Source organism: Kribbella sp. DT2, from assembly GCF_049844575.1.
Classification (GTDB): Bacteria; Actinomycetota; Actinomycetes; order Propionibacteriales; family Kribbellaceae; genus Kribbella.
Genome location: NZ_JBNCLH010000001.1, coordinates 1351844 through 1373715, shown reverse-complemented (window position 1 = coordinate 1373715; position 21872 = coordinate 1351844). Strand labels below are relative to the sequence as shown.

Genomic DNA, 21872 nt, shown 5'->3' with positions numbered 1-21872 from the left:
CGCTGTCTCAGGTCGTGGTGAGGACGAAGTTGGCCGAGTACGCCGCGGCGTACTTGTAGCCGTTCAAGGTGAGGGCCGGGAAGTAGTAGCGGTACGCCACCCGTCCGGCGGCGGCACCCTTCACGTAGCCGCGGGCGACGCCCATGTCGGTCCTGACGAACCCGACCGTGCTCCACGTCTTGCCGGTCCAGCGCTGCAGGACCACGGCGTAGCTGCAGGTGGGCGAGTGACGGACCTCAGCGGTCGCGGTCTGCCCACGGCGAACCGTGGCGGGGGTGAAGCGGGCACCCCAGGTGTTCACCTGGACCGTCGTCGCCACGGCGGCGCTGTAGCTGCCGAAGTAGGCGATGCCGGCGGCGTCCGTGTAGTTGGGCACCAGCACCCGGTAGTGCCGTGAGCCGGACGCACCGAGCAGGAACTTGAAGGTTCCGTTGACCGCCTGCTGCGACGAGGCGGTGTACCAGGCGCTGGTCGCGGTGTTCCGGGCCTGCAGGTAGACCGGAGCGTTGCGGGCGGCAACGGTCCCCGTGATCGTGGGCTGAGACGTCGGCGAACCGGACTTCACCCAGGTCGGGATGACAGCTTTGAGACCGCCGGCGGAGGCGCCGCCGAGGCGCCTGCTGACGGTACCCCACTCGTTGCTCGCCAGGACGTCGATCTGGTACGGCAACGCGTGACTGGCCACCGTCACCGCGGTCGCTTGGGAAGCGACGGCGAGATCAGTGAGCTTGCCTCCGGCAACCAATCGCGGCGTGTACCGCGTGGAGTCGACCAGGTCCAACGGATCGTTGGGAGTCCCGTCGAACTCGGAGTACCCGGCCTTCCACTGCACCCGCAGCCCACTGGTCCCCGACAGCGTGACCGAGACCCTCTCGGCGGGCGCGGCGACGATCGTGTCGAACCGCGGAGAAAAGCCTGCCGGGCTGGTCTCCCCGGCCTCTGTTCCCACCGACACGTCAATCCGCACCTGGCCGCTGTACGGCTCCAGCCGGGCGGCGGGGTAGTCGACCACGTTCGGCGCTCCTGCCGGGACGAACACCGGCAGGTAAGTGCTCGACGTGCCGGTCCGGAGAACGACCTTGTTCGGCAGGTCGCCGTCCTCGGTCCACGTCACCCGGACGAACTCGTGCGTCGAGTCCTTCCAGGCGATCGTGACACCGGTCGGCGCCGGATCGGCCGCGACGGCTTCGGTTGCCGTCAGCACCGAACCGAGCAGACCGGCGGCGACGGCGAGCGGAGTCAATTTCTTCAGCACAGCAACGCCTTTCAGCGAGGAGCGGTCGAGTAGCGGCAGCCCTGCGAGGGCAGGCAGGGGGTGGACATCCCCGGGATCACGTTGTTCACGAAGGTGTTGGTGTAGGCCGCGGCGAACCGGGTGCCGCCGTACAGCGTGGCGGGCACGTAGTACCGGTACGCCGTCCGGCCGGCCGTCGGCGCGATGATGTAGCCCTTGCCGTTGCCGTTCTTCACCGCGACCGGGCCGACCGTCGTCCAGGTCTTGCCGTTCCAGCGCTGCAGCGTGGCGGACGTGTTCGCCTGCGGGTAGACGTAGAGGCCGGCGGTGTTCCGGTCGTAGGTGCCGATCTGCGGCGAGACGAAGAAGCCGAACACGTCGAGCTGCGTGGTGGACGCCGCCGTCGCGCTCACTCCTTGGTACGCGAGGATGCTGCCGAACCAGGTCGCGGGCGCGACGACCCGGTACTGGCGGCTGCCGCCGGTCCCGAACGGGAACGAGAACTTACCATTGCTGAACTTGCCCGAGCTGACCGTGTACCAGGCGCTGGTCGAGGTGTTCCGGGCCTGCAGCACGATCTGCCGCTGCTCGTGGCTCGGCGCGTAGGTTCCGGTGATCGTCGAGGGACGGTTGTAGACGGCCCAGGCCGGGACCTTCGCGGTCACGCTCGTCGGGTAGGTGGAGAGCAGGTTGTAGGCGCTGGAGCTGCCCCACTCGTTGTAGGCGTCGACCCACAGCGTGTACGCCGATCGCAGCGTGTAGGTCACCTGCGTCGCGGTGGTCTGTCCACCGAGCTTGACCTTGCTGAACCGCGCCGCGTCGTAGCCCGCCTGGTAGGTCAGCGTCCGGCTCACGTCGAGCGGGTCGTTCGGCGTGGTGTCGGTCCGGGCCGGCGACTTCCACTTCACGGTCATCGCGCCGGATGCGGCGAGCGTCGACGACACGCGCTGCGGCGCCACCGGCCTGTCCGCGTCGAAGACCGGTGACAGCGTCTCGGGACCGTCCGACCCTGCCGACACCGCGAGCTGCAGCGGGAGATCGTCGCTCATCCCGGCGTAGCTCGGGGAGACCGAACCGGTCCAGAGCTCGATCGAGTTCGGCTGTTCGGCCGTCGTCGCCCAGGTCCGGAACGCCTTGGTCTGACCGGGCTGACGCAGCGAGATGACGTTCGCGACCGGCGTGGCCTCGTCCCAGCTCACCACGACCCGCTCTGCCGTGGTCGTCTTCCAGCTGAGCTTGATGTTGGTCGGCGCCGCGTCAGCGGCGTGCGCCGGTAGCGCGGTGAGCAGCGAGGCGGTCAGACCCGCGGTCACAACGAGGGCGGAGATGATCTTCATGGGGTCCGTTCTAGAAGGCTTCTACGACGAAGTTGGGGGTGTAGGCGGCCTCGACGCGCAGGCCGCGGAAAGTGCTGGTGGGGAGGTAGTACCGGTAAGCCACCCGCCCCGGCCTGGCGGGCACGATGGCGCCGGTGCCGCGGCCGTTGCGGACCTGGACCGGGCCGACCGTCGTCCAGGCCTTGCCGTTCCAGCGCTGCAGGACGGCGGTGGTGTTGACGGCCGGGTAGGCGGTCAGCACCGCGTAGTCCGTCAGCCCTGCGGGGATCCTGAACCGGGTGAACGCGGCGTCGCCCCACATCTGTGTGGAGGACCAGCTCGAACCGGTGATCGCGCCGTAGTGCAGCGAGGCGCCGCCGTTGGTCACGAGCGCCGCGGTCGCGACCCGGTACTCGCGCCGCCCCGCGCTGCCGAGGGTGAAGCTGAACTTGCCGCTCGCGTTGCCGGTGAACGTCGACACGGCGTACCAGGGGCTGGTTGCGGTGTTGCGGGCCTGCAGGACGATCGGTCGGAAGTTGCCGCCGCTCAGCACCGGCGAGTACGTACCGGTGACATGCACGTTCTGCTGCCCGTACACCGTCCAGCCCGGGATCTTCGCGGTGAGCTTGGTCGCTCGTGCGGTGACCAGGGTCTCCGCCCAGCGGCCGCCCCACTCGTTGTGCGCGACGACGTCGAGCGTGTACTCCGAACGCAGCGTGTACGACGCCTGCGTCGCCGCCGTCCGGCCGCCGATCGGGTAGGCGGTCTTGCCGTTCAGCGGCTTGTAGGTCACCTGGTACGTCGGCGCGGTGCCGCGGTCCAGCGGGTCGTTCGGGGTGGTGTCGGTGGCCGCCGCCGGTGGCGACCACCGGACGGTGGTCGCTCCGGCTGCCGACTGGGTCGTCGAGGCGAGTCCTACCCTCCCCGGAACGTTCGCGTCGAACTTCGGGGAGAGCGCGGCCGGCGCACCGTTGCCGCTGAGGACCGCGAACTGCAGCGGCTGGAACGACGACGACTCGAGCGCCTCTAGCACCCGCGCCTCGACATCGATCGAGCTGCCCTCTGCGGGCGGCGGGAAGCTGGTCTGGCGACCGGCCGGATCGCGCACGACGATGCCGGTCGGCCGGGTCCCGTCCGAGTCCCAGGTGACGCTGACCTTCTGGAAGGTGCTGTCCTTCCAGGCGATGCGGACGTTGGACAGGGACGGTTCTGCCGCGGTGGCCGCGGGGGTGACGAGCAGGGAGGCGACGAGGCCGCCGGTGACCGCGAGTGCCGGCCAGATCTTCATGGGGGTCCTGTTTCAGGTGGTGGTGAGGACGAAAGTCGGGGAGTACGCGGCCTGATAGGTGCCACCGGCAACCGTTGCGGTGGGCACGTAGTAGCGGTAGGAGACACGGCCGGGCGTGGTACTGCGGACGTAGCCGTCGCCGAGGCCGTTGGTGAACTGGACCGAGCCGACCGTCGTCCACGCGGTGCCGACGTAGCGCTGGAGCGTGGCCGTGCCGTTGTGGCCGGGGAGGACGCCGAGGGTGGCGCGGGCGGTGTCGCCGCGCTTGACCGTGGGGGTGGGGAACGAGGCGTTCACCTTGTGCTGGACGTTGCTGGTGCCGATGGGGCTGTAGCCGCCGTACCAGACGCGGCTGCCGGAGACCCGGTTCGGGACCTCGACGCGGTACTGGCGGGACGGCGTGTGCTGGAAGGTGTACATGTACGAACCGGTGGTGTTCAGGCGCGACGTCACGACGTACCAGGGGCTCGTCGGGCTGTTGCGGGCCTCGAGGTTCACGGTGCGGGCGTCGGTGCCGGCGAGCTTGCCGGTGAGGTCGAGCAGGTTGTCGTAGACGACCCAGGCCGGCACGTTCAGCGTGGGCGCGCTGGCAGCGGCGTCGATCAGCTTGGCGGTGGTCTCGCCCCATTCGTTGCGGCTGTCGACGGAGACGGTGAACTCGGGGACCAGGGCGTTGAACGCGCCCCGCGTCCCACCCGGCAGCATCGGCCCGAAGTAGGACCGGGGCTGGTCACCGACCTGGTACCACGCCCCGAACGCCAGCGGCAACGCGCGGTCCAGCGGGTCGTTCCGCGTGAGGTCCACGGGCTCCTGCCCCGCCTTCCACTCGACGCTCAGCGTGCTGCCGCCCGACGGCACCGCGCCCACCAGTTCAGGTGCTGCGGGCAGGCTGGTGTCGAACCTCGGAGACATCGCCAACGGGCTCGTCCGCTCGTCCTCGGTGCCGACGGCAACCCCGAACCGCAGGTTGGTGTAACCCGCGGCGATCGCCGACTTCGGGAGGTCGACGTGGTTCGGGGCGTCGGCCGGGACCCAGAACCGGCCGATCGGCGTGTCGTCGTTGTTCTGCAGGAGGATCTCGTTCGGCTGCGGCGACGCCTCCGCCCAGCTGAGCCGGACCGTCGTGAGGTCCTCGTCGGTCCACTGGACGGTGACGTCGGTCGGCGCCGGGTCGGCGGCAGCGGCCTGGGCCGGAGTGGTCAGCGTGGCGGCGAGCAGTGCGCCGGCAAGCAGGGGTACAGAAAGACGCTTCATCGAAGTCCCCACACAAGAAGAGGGCCATGTCCCCCACGGCCCAGCCAGCGCATTCTTCAGTACGGGACTTGCGATTGGCAACAAAGTTGCAGGTTGCTGCACAACGAAGCCCGCCCCAGCGGGGTGCTGGAGCGGGCTTCCGGAGTACGGCGGATCAGTTGGCCTCGGCCTGGGCGGCGTCGGGCTCCCCACCGGGGTTGGGGGCGCCGTTGCCCGCGCGGACCAGTTCCTCGATCCGCTTGCCGGTCTCCGCGTCGACGTTCTTCCAGTACTGGAAGGCCTTCTCGAGCACCTCGCCGTGGACGCCGCCGAGCAGGTGACCGGCGACGGTCCGCACGAACTCCTCGCGCTGCGCGTCGTTCCAGACCTCGCGGACCAGCGTCCCGGCCTGGTTGAAGTCGCCGTCGTCCGGGCGCAGCTCGTACGCCGTACGGACGAACTCGCCGTCGGCCTCCCAGCTGTCCTCGACCGGGCCGGTCAGGTCGGAGTACGGGCGACCGGCCGAGTTCGGCGCGTAGACGGGCTGGTCGCCGGTGTGGTCGTAGGCCATCGGGCCGTCGAACACGTAGCTGTTCACCGGGACCTTCGGGCGGTTCACCGGGAGCTGGAGGTAGTTCGGGCCGATCCGGTAGCGGTGCGTGTCGGCGTACGCGAAGACGCGGCCGAGCAGCATCTTGTCGGGGCTGAAGCCGATCCCCGGTACGACGGCCGAGGGCTCGAACGCGGCCTGCTCGATCTGGGCGAAGAAGTTCTCGGGGTTCTTGTTCAAGGTCATCTTGCCGACCCTGATCAGTGGGTAGTCGGCGTGCGGCCAGATCTTGGTCAGGTCGAACGGGTTGATCCGGTACGTCTTCGCGTCCTCGTACGGCATCAGCTGGACCGACAGGATCCACGACGGGTGCTCGCCGCGTTCGATCGCGTCGTGCAGGTCGCGGCGGTGGAAGTCGGCGTCCTCGCCGGCGATCTTCGCGGCCTCGTCACCGGTCAGGTGCTCGACGCCCTGCTCGGTGTGGAAGTGGTACTTGACCCAGTGCTTGGCGCCAGCGGCGTTGACCCACAGGTAGGTGTGCGAGCCGTAGCCGTTCATGTGCCGGTACGACTTCGGGATGCCGCGCTCGCCCATCAGGTACGTGACCTGGTGCGCGGACTCCGGGTTCAGCGTCCAGAAGTCCCACTGCATGTGGTTGTCGCGCAGGCCGGAGCCGCCGCGGCGCTTCTGCGAGCGGATGAAGTGCGGGAACTTGATCCCGTCGCGGATGAAGAAGACCGGGGTGTTGTTGCCGACCAGGTCGTAGTTTCCCTCGCTGGTGTAGAACTTCAGCGCGAACCCGCGCGGGTCCCGCCAGGTGTCCGGGCTGCCCTGCTCGCCGGCCACGGTCGAGAAACGGGCGAGCATCTCGGTCGAGGCACCCGGCTGGAACAGCGCGGCCTTCGTGTACGCCGTGACGTCCTCGGTGGTCTCGAAGACCCCGAACGCGCCGCTGCCCTTGGCGTGCACGTTGCGCTCCGGGACGCGCTCACGGTTGAAGTGCGCCATCTGCTCGAGGAAGTGCGTGTCGTGCAGCAGCAGCGGGCCGTTGGCTCCCAGCGTGAGGGAGTTGCGGTCACTCGGCGCCGGTGCACCGGTCGATGTCGTCGATCCCTGGGTCATGGCCCGAGCTTTCCAGCTAATCTGGAGTGAGTCAAGAAAGAACGTTCCGTAAGCAACTCTTGACAGTACGCAACAGCGGCCGGGCCACCTCAGTGGTTTCGACTGAACGCCTGGTACAGCCCGAGCAGCGGCAGGAACGGCTCGTGGTGGGTGATCAGCGTGGATTCCGGGACGATCAGCGGCGCCAGCGCGCCCGTCGCCACGACGGGGACCTCGCCGAGGGGCAGGGACTGCTCGGTCAGGATGCGCGTGACCAGGCCGTCGACGAGTGCGGTGAAGCCGAAGATCGCGCCGGCCTGGAGTGCCTCGACGGTGTTCTTGGCGACGGCGGCCCGGGGTCGGGTGAGCTCGACGCGACGGAGCTGGGCGGCGGACTCGCCGAGGGCATCGGTGGAGGTTTCGATGCCGGGCGCGATCGACCCGCCGACGAAGGCGCCGGCCGGGTTGACCAGGTCGACGGTGGTCGCCGTACCGATGTCGACGACGACGCACGGTGCGCCGTACCGGTTGACCGCGCCGAGGGCGTTCGCGATCCGGTCGGTGCCGACCTCGCGCGGGTTGTCGACGAGGACCGGCAGGCCGGTCTTCACGCCGGGCTCGACGACGACGCTGGGGACGTCACGGTAGTAGCGGGAGACGACGTCGCGCAGCTCGTGCAGGACGTGCGGTACGGCGGAGCAGACGGCGACGCCGGACACCGGGGTCTCGCCGGTCAGCAGGCCTTCGAGCAGGACCGCCCACTCGTCAGCGGTACGGCGGGGGTCGGTGCCCACCCACCAGTACCGCTTGACGGTGCCCTCGAAGACCAGTCCGACGAGGGTGCGGCTGTTCTCGACCGCGACGGCGAGCAGCATCTAGGTCGTGACTCCTCTTCTCACGCCGTAGCGAGCAGGTGCTCGGTGCGGTAGCTCGGTGCGCGGGGGACGAGGTGGCGATGCGAAGCATCGTTGCCTTGGCACCCGTGCAGCGAGGTGCCGCACCGAGTGCCGCGCAGTAGGCGTGAGAAGAGGAGTCACGGCCTCGAGGCTTCCTGGAGATCCAGAGCGATGTCGAGGACCGGCGCCGAGTGGGTCAGCGCGCCGACGGCGAGGAAGTCGACGCCGGTCTCGGCGACCTTGCGGGCGACGTCCAGGGTGAGACCGCCGGAGGCCTCCAGCCGGGCCCGGCCGGCGATCTTCTCGACAGCCTCGTGGAGCTGGTCGACGCCCATGTTGTCGAGCAGGATCAGGTCCGCGCCGGACTCGAGCGCGATCAGCGCGTCCTCGACCGAGTCCACCTCGACCTCGACGGCGATCTCCGGGTAGGCCTTGCGGACCAGCCGGAACGCCTCGGCGACGCCGCCGGCCGCGATCACGTGGTTGTCCTTGATCAGTGCCGCGTCGGACAGACCCATCCGGTGGTTCTTGCCGCCACCGCACCGTACGGCGTACTTCTCCAGCGAGCGCAGCAGCGGCATCGTCTTGCGGGTGTCGCGGATCACCGCGCCGGTGCCCTCGACCTCGTCCACCCAGCGCCGGGTCAGCGACGCGACCCCGGACAGGTGGCAGACCAGGTTGAGCATCGTGCGCTCGGCGGTCAGCAGCTTGCGCGTCTTCCCGCGCACGGTCAGCAGCACGTCGCCGGTCTTGACCGCCGTACCGTCGGTGACCGAGTGCTCCACCTCGACCTCGTCGCTACCCGCGACCAGCCGAATCACCAGTTCGGCGATCTCGAGCCCCGCGACCACACCGTCGGCGCGGGCGACCAGCTCGGCGACCGAGACCTGCTGCTCGTCGACGGTCGCCGTGGTGGTGACATCGACACCGCCGGCCAGGTCCTCCTCGATGGTGGCCCGGACCAGGTCCTCGACCCACCGCCTGTCGAGCGTGTCATCCATGTCGCTACTTCCCCTCCGATGCTTCCTTCAGCGCCACGAAGACCGTGGCCGGCCGGGCGGTGGTTCCCTCACCCGGCAGCGTGAGGTCCAGATTGCCCGACCACTGTGCGTCGTCGCGATCCGGGTGGTCCTCGCGCCAGTGCGAGCCGCGGCTCTCCTCGCGGACCGTGGCCGCGGCGACCAGGGCGGTCGCGACGGTGGCCAGGTTGGTGGCTTCCCAGCTCGACGTACCGGGCTCTCCGGTGGGCTGCCGGATCAGCTCACCGAGCCGGTTCCCGGCGTCGGCCAGCCCGGTCGCGCTCCGGATCACTCCGGCGCCGACCGTCATCACCCGTTGCAGTTCCGGTACGACGTCCGCATCCACCAAGCCGGGAACCCTACCGTCGTCGGCCGGTTCGCGCAGGTCGGGCAGGTCGTCGGCGAGCGCGGCGGCGATCCGGCGGGCGAAGACCAGGCCCTCGAGCAACGAGTTCGAGGCCAGCCGGTTGGCGCCGTGCACGCCTGTGCAGGCGACCTCGCCGCACGCGTACAGGCCGGGCACGGAGGTCTGACCGTGTAGATCGGTCCAGACCCCGCCGGAGGAGTAGTGGCAGGCCGGCGCGACCGGGATCAGTTCGCGGACCGGGTCGATGCCGTGCGAGCGGCAGGAGGCGAGAATGGTCGGGAAGCGCACCCGCCACTTCTCGTCGCCGAAGTGCCGCGCGTCGAGCAGCATGTGGTCCTTGCCGGTGGCAAGCATCTGCCGCATGATCGCCTTCGCCACGATGTCGCGCGGCGCCAGGTCGGCGAGCTCGTGCTGCCCCTGCATGAACCGGTTGCCGTCGTGGTCGACCAGGAAGGCGCCTTCGCCGCGGACGGCCTCGGAGACCAACGGCTGCTGGCCTTTCGCGCCCTTGCCGAGCCAGAGCACGGTCGGGTGGAACTGGATGAACTCCAGGTCCCGCACCTTCGCCCCGGCGCGTAGCGCGAGCGCCATCCCGTCGCCGGTCGAGACGCTCGGGTTGGTCGTGGCGGCGTACAGCTGACCGAGCCCACCCGAAGCCAGTACGACGGCCCGGCTGCGGATCGCGCCGACGCCGTCGAGCTGCCCCTCGCCCATCACGTGCAGCGTGACGCCGGCGACCGCGCCGTCGGCGGCGCGCAGCAGGTCGAGGACGAGCGCGTGCTCGATGATCCGGATGTCGTCGGCCCGCTTCACCGCGGCGACCAGGGCGCGCTCGATCTCGGCGCCCGTCGCGTCACCGCCGGCGTGGGCGATCCGGTTGCGGTGGTGCCCGCCTTCGCGGGTCAGCGACAGGTCACCGTCGGCCAGCTTGTCGAACACGGCACCGAGGTCGATCAGGTCCCGTACGGCGTCCGGCCCCTCGGTCACCAGCGCCCGTACGGCGGCCGGGTCGCTCAGCCCGGCGCCTGCGACGAGCGTGTCCTGCAGGTGGTCCTCGGGCGAGTCACCCGGCCCGAGCGCGGCCGCGATCCCGCCCTGCGCCCACTGCGTCGAGCCGGACGCGACGACGTCCTTGGTCACCACCAGCACGGTCCCGAACGCGCGCAGCCTGAGCGCGGCGGTCAGGCCCGCGATCCCCGACCCGATCACGACGACGTCCACCGTGTCGGTCCAGCCGGGTTCGGGCGCAGCTAGCCGTTGGGGAACGGCGGGTGCAGTCATCCAACGACCGTATCAATGGATTTCATCGGAGGGTGATGGAAATGTTGTCAATGAGACGGGTCGTCCCTACGCGCGCGGCGATCAGCATCCTGGACTCGCCAGGGCCGATCACCGGACCCAAATCAGGCGCCCGGAGCGCCAGATAGTCGATCTTCACCGACGGGACCGCCTCCAGCTCCGCGTGAGCGGCAGCCAGTACGGCGTCCGGCCCGTTCATCCCGGCCTTCGCGCCCGCGGTGAGCGCCCGGTGGAGCACCAGCGCCTCGTCACGCTCGGTCTCGTCCAGGTAGCGGTTGCGCGACGACAGCGCCAGCCCGTCGGGCTCGCGGACCGTCGGCACCGGCACGATGTCGACGTCCCAGTCCAGGTCGCAGACCATCTCCCGGATCAGCGTGATCTGCTGGTAGTCCTTCTCGCCGAACAGCGCCAGGTCCGGCGACGTCAGGTGCAGCATCTTCGCGACCACCGTCAGTACGCCGCCGAAGTGCCCCGGGCGGACCATGCCCTCGAGCTCGTCGGCGAGCGGCCCCGGGTGCACGGTGATCGACGGCTCGTTCGGGTAGAGCTCGTCGCGGGACGGGTTGAAGACCAGGTCCACCCCCTCGGCCTTGGCGATCGCGAGGTCGCTGGCCAGCGTGCGCGGGTACCGGTCGAAGTCCTCGGTCGGCCCGAACTGCAACGGGTTCACGAAGATCGTCAGCAGCACGCTGCCGTCCGGGCCGACCCGCTCGCGCGCCTCGGCGAGCAGCGCGGCATGGCCGTCGTGCAGCGCGCCCATCGTCATCACAACCGCCCGCGGGCGGACCGCCGCCGCGGCGCGCAGCTCGGCCTTCGTCTGGGTGAGTCTCATCGCGGTGCCTCCCCTGTCCGGTGCCGCTCCTGCTGCTCTCGCTCCTGCTGGTCCCGCACCGGATCGAGCAGCGCGGCGAAGCGCCCGGCCGTTGCCGCGTCGATCCGCCCGTCCTGCGTCACCCGTTCCACCGTGGCCCGGGCCAGCTCGGCGTACGTGCTCGCCGTACGGCCCCGCAGGACGGCCAGGTGGGCTGCCACCGTCTCCACGTCGCCGCGGGCGATCGGCCCGGTGAGCGCATCATGACCGGACCGCAGCGTGTTGTCGAGAGTTGCGGACAGCAGCGGGCCAAGTGCTGCCGCCGGATCCGCTACTCCGGCTTCCCGCAGTACGTCGTACGCCTGGCTGACCAGTGTGGTCAGGTGGTTGGCACCGTGCACCAGACCGGCGTGGTAGAGCGCCCGGTGCTCCTCGGCGACCCACTGGACGCCTGCACCGAGTCCCTTGACCAGGCGCTCGACGAAGTCCACCGCCTCCGCGGGAGCCGTGGCGGTGAACACCACATCGGTCAGGTCGACCGGACCGCCTGGGAACGTCATGGGCGGGTGCAGCGCGACCGGAGTCGCTTCAGTGCCCTGCAGGACCCGGAGCCCGTGCGCACCCGACAGGTGTACGACGTACTGATCAGGTGTCAGCGGCAACGTGGCCGCGACCGGTCCGATCGCGTCGTCCGGGACGGCGAGCAGTACGACGTCCGCCTGGCGGGTCACCTGGTCAGGCAGGAGTACAGGGACGTGCGGGAGCAGGTGGGCGGCCCGGTCGAGCGATGCTCGCGAGCGCGCGCTGACGCCGGTCACGGGGTGTCCGGCCGACGCCAAGGCTGCTCCCAGGGCGCTGCCGGCCCGCCCGGCTCCGATGATGCCGATGCGTTCCATGTCCACTCTCTACGTTCCAGTCCCCTTGGCGGGGTACCAGACGATTGGTGCGGTTGCCGACAAGGGTAGTGCGGATCTGCGGCAGGTGGTGGAGTGGTCCGTCACAGGTGGGAGCATGAGCCGGTGAGCAGATTCGCAGAGCCCTGGACGGAGCCGACCGGTCTGACCGCGATCCTGATCGCCGTACCGGAGCTTGCCGCGTTCACCGACCGGTGGCGGTCGGTGTCGTACTCGTCGGCCCGGCCGCAGCTGCCGCTCAGCGCGCTGGTCCCGCCGCACGTGACCGTGCTGGTGCCGTGGGTCCAGGACCCGTCGCCGGAAGACGTGCAGCGGCTGACGGAGGCGGTGGCGGACATCGCGCCGTTCGAGCTGTCGTTCTCGGCGGCCGGGCAGTTCCCGAACGGGACGGCCTGGCTGATGCCCGAGCCGTACGACGAGGTACTTGCCCTGGTCAACGCGGTCCTCTTCGCCTTTCCCGAGTGCCCGCCGTACGGGGGCGAGCACCTGGAGCCGCAGCCGCACCTGACGATCTCCTCGTCGGCGCAGGGCGGCCCGGCCGTGGTCGCCGAGGCCGAGGAGGCACTGGCCGCGGCTCCCCCGCCGCCGGTCCGGCTCGACGACCTGAGCATCTGGCGCGAGGGCGAGGACAGCGTCTGGCAGCTGATCGGCTCGGTTCCTCTCGGTGCGTAGCTTCCACGACTCCTGGGAAGAGGCTCTGTACGGAGCTGAAGGTTTCTACCGGCGCGAGCGACCAGCAGCTCACTTCCGCACTTCTGTGCATGCCTCACCCCTCTTCGCCGGCGCTCTCGTTCGGCTGGCCCGTGAGGTCGGCTTGACCCACCTCACCGACATCGGCTCAGGCTCCGGCGAGCTCGGCCGTGCGGTTGCCGCTCTCGCCCCCGACCTGACCGTCACCGGCATCGAGCTCGACGACGAACTGCCCGCGACGCTCACCGGCCTGGTGATCGCCAACGAGTGGCTCGACAACATCCCCTGCGAGCTGGCCGAGCTCTCCGACGACGGCGAACTCCGTTACCTGCTCGAGGACCTCTCCCTGGGTTCAGTTGTCGAAGGCAACGATCGCGCCTGGCTCGACCGCTGGTGGCCGCTGGCCGAACCGGGCGACCGCGCCGAGATCGGCACCACCCGCGACGCCGCGTGGTCCGGCGTCCTGGACCGGCTCGAGGACGGGCTCGCGATCGCGATCGACTACGGCCACGTGCGGGGCGGGCGGCCGCCGTACGGGACACTGACTGGTTTCCGCCGCGGTCGCGAGTGCGACCCCGTGCCCGACGGCTCCTGCGACATCACCGCCCACGTCGCGCTCGACTCGCTCGGCGGCACCATCGCCACCCAGCGGGAGGTGCTCATCACGCTGGGAGTCTCCGCGGACCGCCCGGCCAACGACCTGGCCCGCAGCGCCCCCCTGCGCTACGTGGCCGGGCTGTCGTCCGCAGGAGAGGCCGCCGAACTGCTGGACCCGGCGGGGCTCGGCTCGTTCGGCTGGGTCTGGACAGGAGCAGGTGCTGACGTCGTACGGCGTGCCTCGCGGGCTCTGGTGGTCTGAGCATCCAGGAGGTGAGCCGCGTCGGCTACGTCGCGGTGGAGGGCTACTGCGTCAGTGGGGCCCTGCGGAGTGTCCACGTGGACGTTGGCGACGCGCAGGCGGCGCTGGAGCGGGCCCTGCACGACGCGGACCGACTGGGTCTTGTGGTGGAGGACCACTGAGGTCTTGCGGCTGATCCAGCCGCGCTGGGTGACCAGGACCTGGTCGTCAGCGCCGTACGCGAGATAGCGCCAGCCGACCGGGCGCAGCCACTTCACCCGCTGCGGTGCCTGGTGCAGCTCGATGCGGGACAGGTCGAAGCCGGGCAGGACGCGGTTGAGGACGCCGGCCACCTCGTTGCGCTCGCCGACCGGGAGGAGCTGTACGCCGTTCTGGTCCTCCTCGCCGTCGCCGGAGACCCCGCCGACCACACCTGCGATGTCCAGGTCGACGCGGGACCAGCCCAGGCGGCGCCAGATGATCGGCTCGGTGATCAGCAGGCCCTGCACCCGGCCCGGCGGGACGGTCTGGCGCTGCAGGTCGAACAGTCCGCGCTTGGTCCGCAGACCGTCGCGGGACTCGGTCAGCGTGAACTTGTGGTTGCCGACGACCTGCTTCCAGATCGGCTGCACCACACCGAGCAGCAGCGGCAGACCGGCGAACAGACCGACGTGGAACTCCAGCACGGTCGTCGCCACGATCAGCCAGATCAGACCGGCGAGGCTACCGAGCACCGTGGACGACAGCAGCGTCGCACCGAGCAGGCGGCCGGTCGGAACGATCAGGAGGGGCGGCGGCTCGTGCTCGGGCTGCACCGCCTCCTCGGCGGCCTCCTTGCCCTTGGCCCTGACCAGCAGGATGCCGCGGAGCTTGGCGGCCTCCTCGGAGGTGAAGTAGCTCAGCTTGCCGTCGCTACGGCTGCCGCCGGCGACGTCCATCCGCAGCTCGGCCATGTTGAAAAGGCGCGCGACGAACGGCTGCGCGACGTCGATCGCCTGGATCCGGTCGAAGCGGATGATCCGCGTCCGGCGGAACAGGAACCCGCTGTCGACCCGGATCGCGTCATCGGTCAGCTGCCACTTGGTGAACCACCACGACAGCGCGCCGAGCAGCATCCCACCGACCAGTACGGCGGCCAGCGCGATGCCCGCGATCTTGAGGTTGCTGCGCAGCCCTTCGTTGTTGGCCATCGCGACGGCCGCGACGACGAAGTAGCCCCAGCCCTTGACGAAGGGGGTGAGCGGGTGGAGCCGGTCGCCCTCGCGTTCGGTGAGAGGAGCCGGTTGCTGGGCCGCAGGGTCTGACCCCGGGGTCGCCTCCGGGGGAGCGTCCGGCGCGTTCGGATCCGCGGCCGGCGGTGCGCCGTACGGGGTGGGGTTCTGCTCGGTCACAGGCCCCACGCCTGCGCTTGGCCGAGGGCGGACAGGCGGTCGCGCAGGCGGCTCGCCTCGTCGGGATGCAGACCGGGGATCTTCGCGTCGGTGGCCGGGGTCGCGGTGTGCAGCTCGACCGTGGCGATCCCGTACGACCGCTCCAGCGGACCCGCCGCGACGTCGACGAACTGCATCCGCCCGTACGGCACGACGACCAGCTGGCGGAACATGATCCCGTGGCTGACCAGCAGCTCGTCCTCGCGCTCGGCGTACTTCCAGGACCGCTGGTTGCGCCCGATCAGGCTCCACGACCAGGCGAACGCGGCCGCGACCACGAGCACCCACAACCCGGCGTACAGCCAGCTCAGCAGCAACCCGAACGCGAGCAACCCGGCGATCGCGGTCAGCCCGCACAGGATCGCCGACGTCACCCGGCGCACCGCCGCGAGCTTCGGCGAGACCGGCGTCCAACTGACATCCGAAGGTGCGAAGAGGTCGTCCACACCGTAAGCCTGTCACGATAGGGGGCATGAGTGCGGAATCTGTCGTGGGAATCGGCGCCGGAGCCGCCGGGTTCGATCCGGCGTACGAGCGCGGAGGCACCGGCAGCGGGTCCCAGCTGCCGACCACCGACATGGTGCTCAACATCGGCCCGCAGCACCCCGCCACGCACGGCGTCCTGCGGCTGCGGCTGACCCTGGACGGCGAACGGATCGTCGGCTGCGAGCCGATCATCGGCTACATGCACCGCGGCGCCGAGAAGCTGTTCGAGGTGCGCGACTACCGGCAGATCATCGTGCTCGCGAACCGGCACGACTGGCTGTCGGCGTTCTCCAACGAGCTCGGCGTCGTGATGGGCGTCGAACGGATGATGGGCCTCGAGGTCCCGGTCCGCGCGGTCTGGCTGCGGACGCTGCTCGCCGAGCTGAACCGGATCCTGAACCACCTGATGTTCCTCGGCTCCTACCCGCTCGAGCTCGGCGCGATCACGCCGGTCTTCTACGCCTTCCGCGAGCGCGAGACCATCCAGTCCGTGCTCGAGGAACTGTCCGGCGGCCGGATGCACTACATGTTCAACCGCGTCGGCGGGCTCAAGGAAGACCTCCCGTACGGCTGGCTCGGCCGCGCCTCGGCCGCCTCGAAGGCCGTCCGCGGCCGCCTGCCCGACATCGAGAACCTTGTCCTGGGCAACGAGATCTTCCGCGCCCGGACCGTCGGCGTCGGCCGGCTGTCCCCCGAACTGATCGCGGCGTACGGCGTCAGCGGCCCGATCGCCCGCGCCTCCGGCGTCGACGCCGACCTGCGGCGCGACGAGCCCTACCTCGCGTACGACGAGCTCCTGCGCGACGGCGTGCTCCGCGTCGTCACCCGCTCCGACGGCGACTGCTTCGCACGCTTCGCGCTGCTGCTGGAGCAGGTCAAGGTGTCCCTCGACCTCGTCGACGCCTGCCTCGACAAGCTCGCCTCGATGCCCGCCGGCCCGGTCAACGTCCGGCTCCCCAAGATCCTCAAGGTCCCCGAGGGCCAGACCTACACCTGGACCGAGAACCCGCTCGGCATCAACGGCTACTACCTCGTCTCCCGCGGCGACAAGACCCCCTGGCGCCTGAAGCTCCGCTCGGCCAGCTTCAACAACATCTCGGTCCTGCCGGAGATGCTGCCGAACACGATCGTCGCCGACATGATCGCCATCCTCGGCAGCATGTTCTTCGTCGTCGGCGACATCGACAAGTAGCCGGGTCCACCACGCCTCGAACACCCTCAGGCATCCGCGGCACGCGCACTGCACGGGTGAGGTTCGTCCGGTCAGCCTCTGACATCAGGCTGAGCCGCCGGCGTACGGCCACGTCAGGTACGGGCGAGGTACGGGCAGCGCCGAGTCGACGCCGGCTCCTACGCTCGGGCCGCAGCCTGCGATCCGTTGCACAAGGCAACTGACGCCGGCCGTCGTTCCCGGAGGACTCCCCCAGATGCTCAGATCCATCGCGGCCACCGCGACAGCCCTCGCGGCCGCCGCGGCCGGCCTCGCCGGTACCGCCCAGCCCGCCTCCGCGGCGCTCGGCGACGTACCGGCGGACTGCTCGGTCTTTGCCACGGCCTACCGGTCGGACGGGCAGCGGCTCAGCTACAAGTACGGCGACCGGAAGACCAGCACCGCAGCGATCGATGGTGACCGGCTCGGCTGGGTACCGACAGCACTCGCGGGTGGCGCCGAGTCCGGCAGTGACGACAACTACATGAGCCAGAACCTGGTCACCCATCCGACTGACGGGTACCTCTACCTGCTGACTCGTTGGGTCAAGGTGGTCGACGGCGTGGAGATGGTCGTCCAGCAGAGCACCAAGCGCCTTGCGCCGGGGTTCGCCGGGACCCGGCTTCTCACCAGCGGGCGGTTCCCCTACTACTACCGCATCGCGGGCAACTCGCTGTACCGCTTCAAGGTGGTCTACACCGCCGACAAGCCGCCCACGATCTCGACCCCGGAGAAGCTGCCCGGCGACGACTGGGACACCGTCACCACCCTGCTGGAGCGACGGACCGGCGGAACGCCCGAAGCGCCGATCCACGTCCTCCTGGGTACCAAGACCAACGGTCAGCTCGTCGAGTACCAGATCGACGAAGCGAGCCCGGCCACCATCACTTCGAAGGTGCTGAGCCCGAGCGGCTGGGAGACCTTCACCAGCCTGAGCACCAGCGGCTTCTGCGCCACGCACCCCGACGGCGATCCCCTGCTCGGCATCACCGCCGAGGGCAGCGCCTCGGTCTACTTCGACGCCAACTCCACCGACGGCGACGGAGCCGACATCAAGGGCGGCACCCTCGGCGACCTCAACTGGACAGAGAAGGCCTACTGATGAAGCGCAGATCCCTCCTCGCCGGCACGGCAGCACTGGTTCTCGTCGCGACCGGCCTCGCCGTGACCGGAGTCGTCGGCACCGCCCAGCCCGCGTCCGCGGCACTCGGCGACGTACCAGCAGACTGCTCGGTCTTCACCACGGCCTACCGATCGGACGGGCAGCGGCTCACCTACGAGTACTCCGCCCAGCAGACCAGCACCGAGGCACTCCCCGGCGACAACCTTGGCTGGGTACCGACAGCCTTCACAGGAGCCACCGGGGGCGGAGGCGAGGACTCGTTCGAGAGCATCGACCTCGCCACGCACCCGACCGACGGCTGGTTGTACCGCGTGCACCGCGTCGGCCGGCTGATCGACGGCGCCTGGCAAGTCACGGAGCTGACCACCACCCGGATCGCGCCGGGCTTCAGCGGGACCCGAGCCCTCGCCGGCGGCAAGTACCCGTACTTCTTCCGCCTCGCGGGCAACTCGCTCTACCGCTTCAAGCTCGGCTCGAAGGACGGGCTGCCCACGATCACGACCCCGGTGAAGCTGCCCGGCAGCGACTGGAACACGGTCAACACCCTGAAACTCCGGCGTACTGGTGGAACGGCCGACGCCCCGGTCCACGTACTCCTGGGCACCAAGACCAACGGGCAGCTCCGCGAGTACCGGGTCGACCACGCGACCCCGGCAACGATCACCTCGAAGATCCTGCGCCCCAGCGGGTGGGAGATCTTCACCAGCCTGAACGCGGGCGGCTGCCCCTCGAAGCCCAACGGCCGTCCCCTGCTCGGGATCACCGCGGCCGGCCGGGCCTCGGTCCACTTCGACGCCAACTTCACCGACGGCAACGGCGCCGACATCAAGGGCGGCACCCTCGGCGACCTCAACTGGACAGAGAAGGCCTACTGATGAACCGCAAACCCATCCTCGCCGGCGCGGCAGCCCTGGCTCTCGGCGCGACCGGGCTCGGCATGGCCGGGCTCGCCCGATCGGCGGATGCCGCGGTCGGGGACGTTCCCGCCGACTGCAGCGTCAACACCGCGGCGTACCGGTCCGACGGGCAGCGGCTGTCGTACGGGTACTCGGCCGGTCAGACCAGCACCAAGGCGTACGGCAACGACACGCTCGGCTGGGTGCCGTCGGCGCATCAGCAGATCGGTGCGTCCGGTGACGACACCGTCTTTCGCAGTACCGAGGTCGCCGCGCACCCGACTGATGGTTGGTTGTACAAGGTGAGCCGCGAGGGGCACCTGCAGGACGACGGCACGTGGTCGGTGACGTCGACGGCCGCGCGGCTCAAGAGCGGGTTCGCCGGGACGCGCGTGCTCGCTTCGGGGTCGCCGTACTTGTTCCGCCTGGCGGGTGGGGTGCTGTACCGGTACCAGGAGAAGTACGTCGACGGAGAGTTCACGTACTCGGCCCCGGTGAAGCTCACCACCGGCTGGGAGAGCGTCAAGACCCTGACGTACGAGGGGACGCGCGGTTCGGGAGCGAGCACGGTGGACGTGCTGATCGGTACGAAGGCCAACGGTGAGCTCCGCGAGTGGAAGATCAATCGCGCGACCCCGACGAAGATCTCCGGCACGACGCTGCGGACGAGCGGCTGGGGGTCGTTCACCAGCCTCAGCACCGGCTTCTGCGCCGAGCACCCGAACGGCCGGCCGTTGCTCGCCATCACGGCCGACGGGCGGGGATCGGTGCACTTCGATGCCAACAGCAAGGACGGCGTCGCGACGGACATGAAGGGCGCGTCGCTCGGCCAGCTCGGCTGGACCGCGAAGGCCTACGGGCAGTAACCGGGCCCCTGTGCCGGGCCACGGTCCGGCTCGTCCGCTCACCCGACGTGCCGACGACCGATCCTCCGAGGTCGTCGGCACGTCCTCCGTTCAGCCGCTGACGGCCTGCTGGATCAGCGGGAGAAGCTCGTCGGCAACCCCCGGCGCGAGCACGATGGTCGCGCGCGAGGCGACGTCGTGGGGCGAACCGTCGACGTCCACCACGACCGCGCCCGCCTCGCGCGCGATGACGGCGCCGGCGCTCGTGTCCCACGGCTTGTTGCTGAACATGATCGCGGCGTCGAGGCTGCCGTCGGAGACCAACGCCATGTGCAGGGCCGCCGTACCGAGCATCCGAACCCGTTGAACGCGAGGCACCAGCAGGTTGACCAGGGCGAGCCGGGGCCGGTTCTTCTCAGCGGCGTCGGCACCGACCGCGAAGTCCCCGGCCATGACCAACGCCTCGGACAGCTCGGTCGTCTTGCTGACCTGAATCGGATCGCCGTTCCGCGTGGCACCGAGTCCGTCCGCGGCCAGGTAGCGCGTGCCGAGCATCGGGAAGTCCAGTACGCCGGCCACCTGCCGGTTGCCGTCGACGAGCCCGAGCGAGATCCCCCACAGCGGTACGCCGTGCACGTAGTTCACGGTCCCGTCGATCGGGTCGAGCACCCACGACAACTCCCCTTCGCCCGGGTGAGCGCCCTCTTCCTCCCCCAGGAACGCGATCTGCGGCGTCACCTTCGCCAGGTGCGCCCGCACCGCCTGCTCGACCGCGATATCGGTATCGGAAGCCATGTCCCGATCCCCTTTGAAGTGCAGAGCCCCAGGCTCCCGCGACTCCACGAGATCAGCAGCAACCGCCACCGCCCCTTCAGCAATCTCCAGCAGTCGGGACAGGTCACTCACAGGCGTCTCCTCAGCAGTAGGTCAGCCCCAGCAACCTAACCGAGCGGCGAAAACACCTGCCCCACCGGCATCCCGTCGAGCACCTCCCGCAGTGCCGCGTCCACGTCCCCGTGCACCTGCAGCACCGTCATCTCCGCCACCGCGAAAACCTTGGCCAGCAGGTCGCCCACATGCTCCTGATGCGCAACCACCGCCGCCGAGTCGGCGTACTCCTCGAGCACCACGACGTACCCCGGCCCCTGAAACCAGTCGTACCGCAGAGTCCCCGGCTCCTCGGCCACCCGCCCTTGCAGGGCCCGCACCAACTCCAGGAGCTCCCCCTCGCGCCCGTCCATCACCACGAACTCGACCCGCACCAAGATGCTCACGACGACCTCCGGATCAGGCTGACCACGACAGGTCCACCTAATCAGCTCGTCGGATCAACCCGGTAGATCAGGCCGACGGACGCCGGTCAGGAAGCGGCGAGGCCGCGGAGTTTGAGGTCTACGACGGTGGGGGCATCGGCCTGGGAGTGCTTGTCGCCGGCGGCCACGACCGTGGCGACCTCCTCGTCGATCTTGTCGAGGCGCCGGTCGATCTTGTCCAGGCGGCGCTGCATCAGATCGACGAACTCGGCGTTCTCGACGACGCGCGCGCTGGTGATCCTCGAGTACTCCTGCGCGACCTGTGCGCGTTCGTCGCTGTGCGCGAGACGCTCGACCAGCAGCTGGTGGCGGATCAGCAGCGAAGCACCGATCGCGACCAGTACGGCGGCGACGGCCGCGGCGCGCAGGATCCACGCGTTCTGGGCGAACAACGCGATGCTGACGGCCAGGCAGACGACGATCAGCAGACTGTTGGCGGCGGTGAGAACTGTGGTCCTGGTTCGACGGCGGCTACCCCTTGACCCCATGGACCGACATGTTAGGGGGTCTCGTCGGGGTCTTCGGGAACACGACACGCACGTTCGAGCAACAATCCGGCCGTGACGACCAGCACTGAGACGATCGCCGCGACACCCGCTGTGATCACCCGGTTCCGCGGCCCGCTGGAACCCACCGCGTTCAGGAAGGATAACGCGAACCCTGCGTAAACACCGGTGCACAACGCGCCGACGAACGCGCTGGCTTTTCCGAGCATCAGCAGGAACACCGCACGCGACGGCTCGATCCGCATCCGCCGGATCTGGACCCGCTGATGGGTGTTGCGGGCGGCAACGAACAGCAGCGCGGCCAGGAACGCCCAGGCGACCAGCGTGAGCCACGACACGGTCGGCGCGATCCCGCCCCCGGACTCGATCGCCTTGACCAGGGTGAAGCCGATCGCCGCCCCGAGGACGGCGATCGCCACCAGCAACCGACGAGCCGTCGGCCGGACCGAGCCCGGACGCGGCGGCTCCTGGCCGGGCGCGCGGCCCGGCCCGGGACTGCCAGACACC

Annotated in this window: 21 protein-coding genes and 1 pseudogene; 6 read left to right on the top strand and 16 right to left on the bottom strand. The window is 69.8% G+C overall.

The window, feature by feature from the left end; all coding sequences use genetic code 11:
* Positions 1-7 precede the first annotated feature (7 nt).
* The 10 genes from ACLQ2O_RS06535 to ACLQ2O_RS06490 all read right to left on the bottom strand — a co-directional run bounded on the left by ACLQ2O_RS06535 (position 8) and on the right by ACLQ2O_RS06490 (position 12010).
* A complete protein-coding gene (locus ACLQ2O_RS06535) occupies positions 8-1255 on the bottom strand; it encodes a hypothetical protein (RefSeq protein ID WP_425828220.1) in 1248 nt (415 codons plus the stop codon).
* Positions 1256-1266: 11 nt separating this feature from the next.
* Positions 1267-2571 (bottom strand): hypothetical protein, encoded by a 1305-nt coding sequence (locus ACLQ2O_RS06530; protein WP_425828218.1) that lies wholly within the window; start codon positions 2569-2571, stop codon positions 1267-1269.
* A 10-nt stretch (positions 2572-2581) separates the two neighbouring features.
* A complete protein-coding gene (locus ACLQ2O_RS06525; protein WP_425828216.1) occupies positions 2582-3838 on the bottom strand; it encodes a hypothetical protein in 1257 nt (418 codons plus the stop codon).
* Positions 3839-3850: 12 nt separating this feature from the next.
* On the bottom strand, positions 3851-5092 hold the full coding sequence (locus tag ACLQ2O_RS06520; RefSeq protein WP_425828214.1) for a hypothetical protein: 1242 nt from the start codon (positions 5090-5092) through the stop codon (positions 3851-3853).
* A 154-nt stretch (positions 5093-5246) separates the two neighbouring features.
* Positions 5247-6743 (bottom strand): catalase, encoded by a 1497-nt coding sequence (locus ACLQ2O_RS06515; protein WP_425828212.1) that lies wholly within the window; start codon positions 6741-6743, stop codon positions 5247-5249.
* 89 nt (positions 6744-6832) lie between these two features.
* Complete coding sequence (locus ACLQ2O_RS06510; RefSeq protein WP_425828210.1) at positions 6833-7597, bottom strand: type III pantothenate kinase; 765 nt, start codon at positions 7595-7597, stop codon at positions 6833-6835.
* Between the two features lie 158 nt (positions 7598-7755).
* Positions 7756-8619, bottom strand: coding sequence for a carboxylating nicotinate-nucleotide diphosphorylase (nadC, locus tag ACLQ2O_RS06505; RefSeq protein ID WP_425828208.1), 864 nt, complete (start codon positions 8617-8619; stop codon positions 7756-7758).
* Positions 8620-8623: 4 nt separating this feature from the next.
* Positions 8624-10285 (bottom strand): L-aspartate oxidase, encoded by a 1662-nt coding sequence (locus ACLQ2O_RS06500; protein WP_425828206.1) that lies wholly within the window; start codon positions 10283-10285, stop codon positions 8624-8626.
* A 22-nt stretch (positions 10286-10307) separates the two neighbouring features.
* On the bottom strand, positions 10308-11135 hold the full coding sequence (panC, locus tag ACLQ2O_RS06495; protein ID WP_425828204.1) for a pantoate--beta-alanine ligase: 828 nt from the start codon (positions 11133-11135) through the stop codon (positions 10308-10310).
* Positions 11132-12010: a Rossmann-like and DUF2520 domain-containing protein gene (locus tag ACLQ2O_RS06490; RefSeq protein WP_425828202.1), complete on the bottom strand. Its 879-nt coding sequence runs from the start codon at positions 12008-12010 to the stop codon at positions 11132-11134. Before ACLQ2O_RS06490 ends, panC begins: the two co-directional genes overlap by 4 nt.
* Positions 12011-12133: 123 nt before the next feature.
* On the opposite strand from ACLQ2O_RS06490, the gene ACLQ2O_RS06485 reads away from it, so the two are divergent.
* On the top strand, positions 12134-12700 hold the full coding sequence (locus ACLQ2O_RS06485; protein WP_425828200.1) for a 2'-5' RNA ligase family protein: 567 nt from the start codon (positions 12134-12136) through the stop codon (positions 12698-12700).
* Positions 12693-13343, top strand: a pseudogene (locus ACLQ2O_RS06480) (SAM-dependent methyltransferase); the annotation flags it as partial. The gene ACLQ2O_RS06485 and the pseudogene ACLQ2O_RS06480, both read left to right, overlap by 8 nt.
* Positions 13344-13441: 98 nt before the next feature.
* On the opposite strand, the gene ACLQ2O_RS06475 reads toward ACLQ2O_RS06480, so the two are convergent.
* Together ACLQ2O_RS06475 and ACLQ2O_RS06470 are read right to left on the bottom strand one after the other, a co-directional pair.
* On the bottom strand, positions 13442-14947 hold the full coding sequence (locus tag ACLQ2O_RS06475; protein WP_425828198.1) for a PH domain-containing protein: 1506 nt from the start codon (positions 14945-14947) through the stop codon (positions 13442-13444).
* Positions 14944-15432 (bottom strand): PH domain-containing protein, encoded by a 489-nt coding sequence (locus ACLQ2O_RS06470; RefSeq protein ID WP_425828196.1) that lies wholly within the window; start codon positions 15430-15432, stop codon positions 14944-14946. The genes ACLQ2O_RS06475 and ACLQ2O_RS06470 overlap by 4 nt, the downstream gene beginning before the upstream one ends.
* Positions 15433-15458: 26 nt before the next feature.
* On the opposite strand from ACLQ2O_RS06470, the gene ACLQ2O_RS06465 reads away from it, so the two are divergent.
* From ACLQ2O_RS06465 to ACLQ2O_RS06450, 4 genes are all read left to right on the top strand, one after another.
* Positions 15459-16664, top strand: coding sequence for an NADH-quinone oxidoreductase subunit D (locus tag ACLQ2O_RS06465; protein ID WP_425828194.1), 1206 nt, complete (start codon positions 15459-15461; stop codon positions 16662-16664).
* A gap of 235 nt (positions 16665-16899) precedes the next feature.
* Complete coding sequence (locus ACLQ2O_RS06460) at positions 16900-17784, top strand: hypothetical protein (RefSeq protein WP_425828192.1); 885 nt, start codon at positions 16900-16902, stop codon at positions 17782-17784.
* Positions 17784-18680: a hypothetical protein gene (locus tag ACLQ2O_RS06455; RefSeq protein WP_425828190.1), complete on the top strand. Its 897-nt coding sequence runs from the start codon at positions 17784-17786 to the stop codon at positions 18678-18680. The genes ACLQ2O_RS06460 and ACLQ2O_RS06455 overlap by 1 nt, the downstream gene beginning before the upstream one ends.
* Complete coding sequence (locus ACLQ2O_RS06450; protein WP_425828188.1) at positions 18680-19567, top strand: hypothetical protein; 888 nt, start codon at positions 18680-18682, stop codon at positions 19565-19567. Before ACLQ2O_RS06455 ends, ACLQ2O_RS06450 begins: the two co-directional genes overlap by 1 nt.
* Before the next feature lie 90 nt (positions 19568-19657).
* Here ACLQ2O_RS06450 and ACLQ2O_RS06445 read toward each other — a convergent pair whose 3' ends face one another.
* The 4 genes from ACLQ2O_RS06445 to ACLQ2O_RS06430 form a co-directional block, all read right to left on the bottom strand.
* Positions 19658-20452 (bottom strand): inositol monophosphatase family protein, encoded by a 795-nt coding sequence (locus ACLQ2O_RS06445; RefSeq protein ID WP_425828186.1) that lies wholly within the window; start codon positions 20450-20452, stop codon positions 19658-19660.
* 35 nt (positions 20453-20487) lie between these two features.
* Complete coding sequence (locus ACLQ2O_RS06440) at positions 20488-20820, bottom strand: putative quinol monooxygenase (RefSeq protein WP_425828184.1); 333 nt, start codon at positions 20818-20820, stop codon at positions 20488-20490.
* An 86-nt stretch (positions 20821-20906) separates the two neighbouring features.
* Complete coding sequence (locus ACLQ2O_RS06435; protein ID WP_425828182.1) at positions 20907-21347, bottom strand: hypothetical protein; 441 nt, start codon at positions 21345-21347, stop codon at positions 20907-20909.
* Positions 21348-21358: 11 nt separating this feature from the next.
* Complete coding sequence (locus ACLQ2O_RS06430; RefSeq protein WP_425828180.1) at positions 21359-21871, bottom strand: DUF3180 domain-containing protein; 513 nt, start codon at positions 21869-21871, stop codon at positions 21359-21361.
* Between the last annotated feature and the right edge of the window lies 1 nt (position 21872).

Coding starts and splice junctions, on each gene's coding strand:
- ACLQ2O_RS06520 (WP_425828214.1), bottom strand. CDS start 5,092: ATGAAGCGTCTTTCTGTACCCCTGCTTGCCGGCGCACTGCTCGCCGCC.
- ACLQ2O_RS06465 (WP_425828194.1), top strand. CDS start 15,459: ATGAGTGCGGAATCTGTCGTGGGAATCGGCGCCGGAGCCGCCGGGTTC.
- ACLQ2O_RS06460 (WP_425828192.1), top strand. CDS start 16,900: ATGCTCAGATCCATCGCGGCCACCGCGACAGCCCTCGCGGCCGCCGCG.
- ACLQ2O_RS06490 (WP_425828202.1), bottom strand. CDS start 12,010: ATGGAACGCATCGGCATCATCGGAGCCGGGCGGGCCGGCAGCGCCCTG.
- ACLQ2O_RS06455 (WP_425828190.1), top strand. CDS start 17,784: ATGAAGCGCAGATCCCTCCTCGCCGGCACGGCAGCACTGGTTCTCGTC.
- panC (WP_425828204.1), bottom strand. CDS start 11,135: ATGAGACTCACCCAGACGAAGGCCGAGCTGCGCGCCGCGGCGGCGGTC.
- ACLQ2O_RS06530 (WP_425828218.1), bottom strand. CDS start 2,571: ATGAAGATCATCTCCGCCCTCGTTGTGACCGCGGGTCTGACCGCCTCG.
- ACLQ2O_RS06435 (WP_425828182.1), bottom strand. CDS start 21,347: ATGGGGTCAAGGGGTAGCCGCCGTCGAACCAGGACCACAGTTCTCACC.
- ACLQ2O_RS06525 (WP_425828216.1), bottom strand. CDS start 3,838: ATGAAGATCTGGCCGGCACTCGCGGTCACCGGCGGCCTCGTCGCCTCC.
- ACLQ2O_RS06515 (WP_425828212.1), bottom strand. CDS start 6,743: ATGACCCAGGGATCGACGACATCGACCGGTGCACCGGCGCCGAGTGAC.
- ACLQ2O_RS06510 (WP_425828210.1), bottom strand. CDS start 7,597: ATGCTGCTCGCCGTCGCGGTCGAGAACAGCCGCACCCTCGTCGGACTG.
- nadC (WP_425828208.1), bottom strand. CDS start 8,619: ATGGATGACACGCTCGACAGGCGGTGGGTCGAGGACCTGGTCCGGGCC.
- ACLQ2O_RS06450 (WP_425828188.1), top strand. CDS start 18,680: ATGAACCGCAAACCCATCCTCGCCGGCGCGGCAGCCCTGGCTCTCGGC.
- ACLQ2O_RS06500 (WP_425828206.1), bottom strand. CDS start 10,285: ATGACTGCACCCGCCGTTCCCCAACGGCTAGCTGCGCCCGAACCCGGC.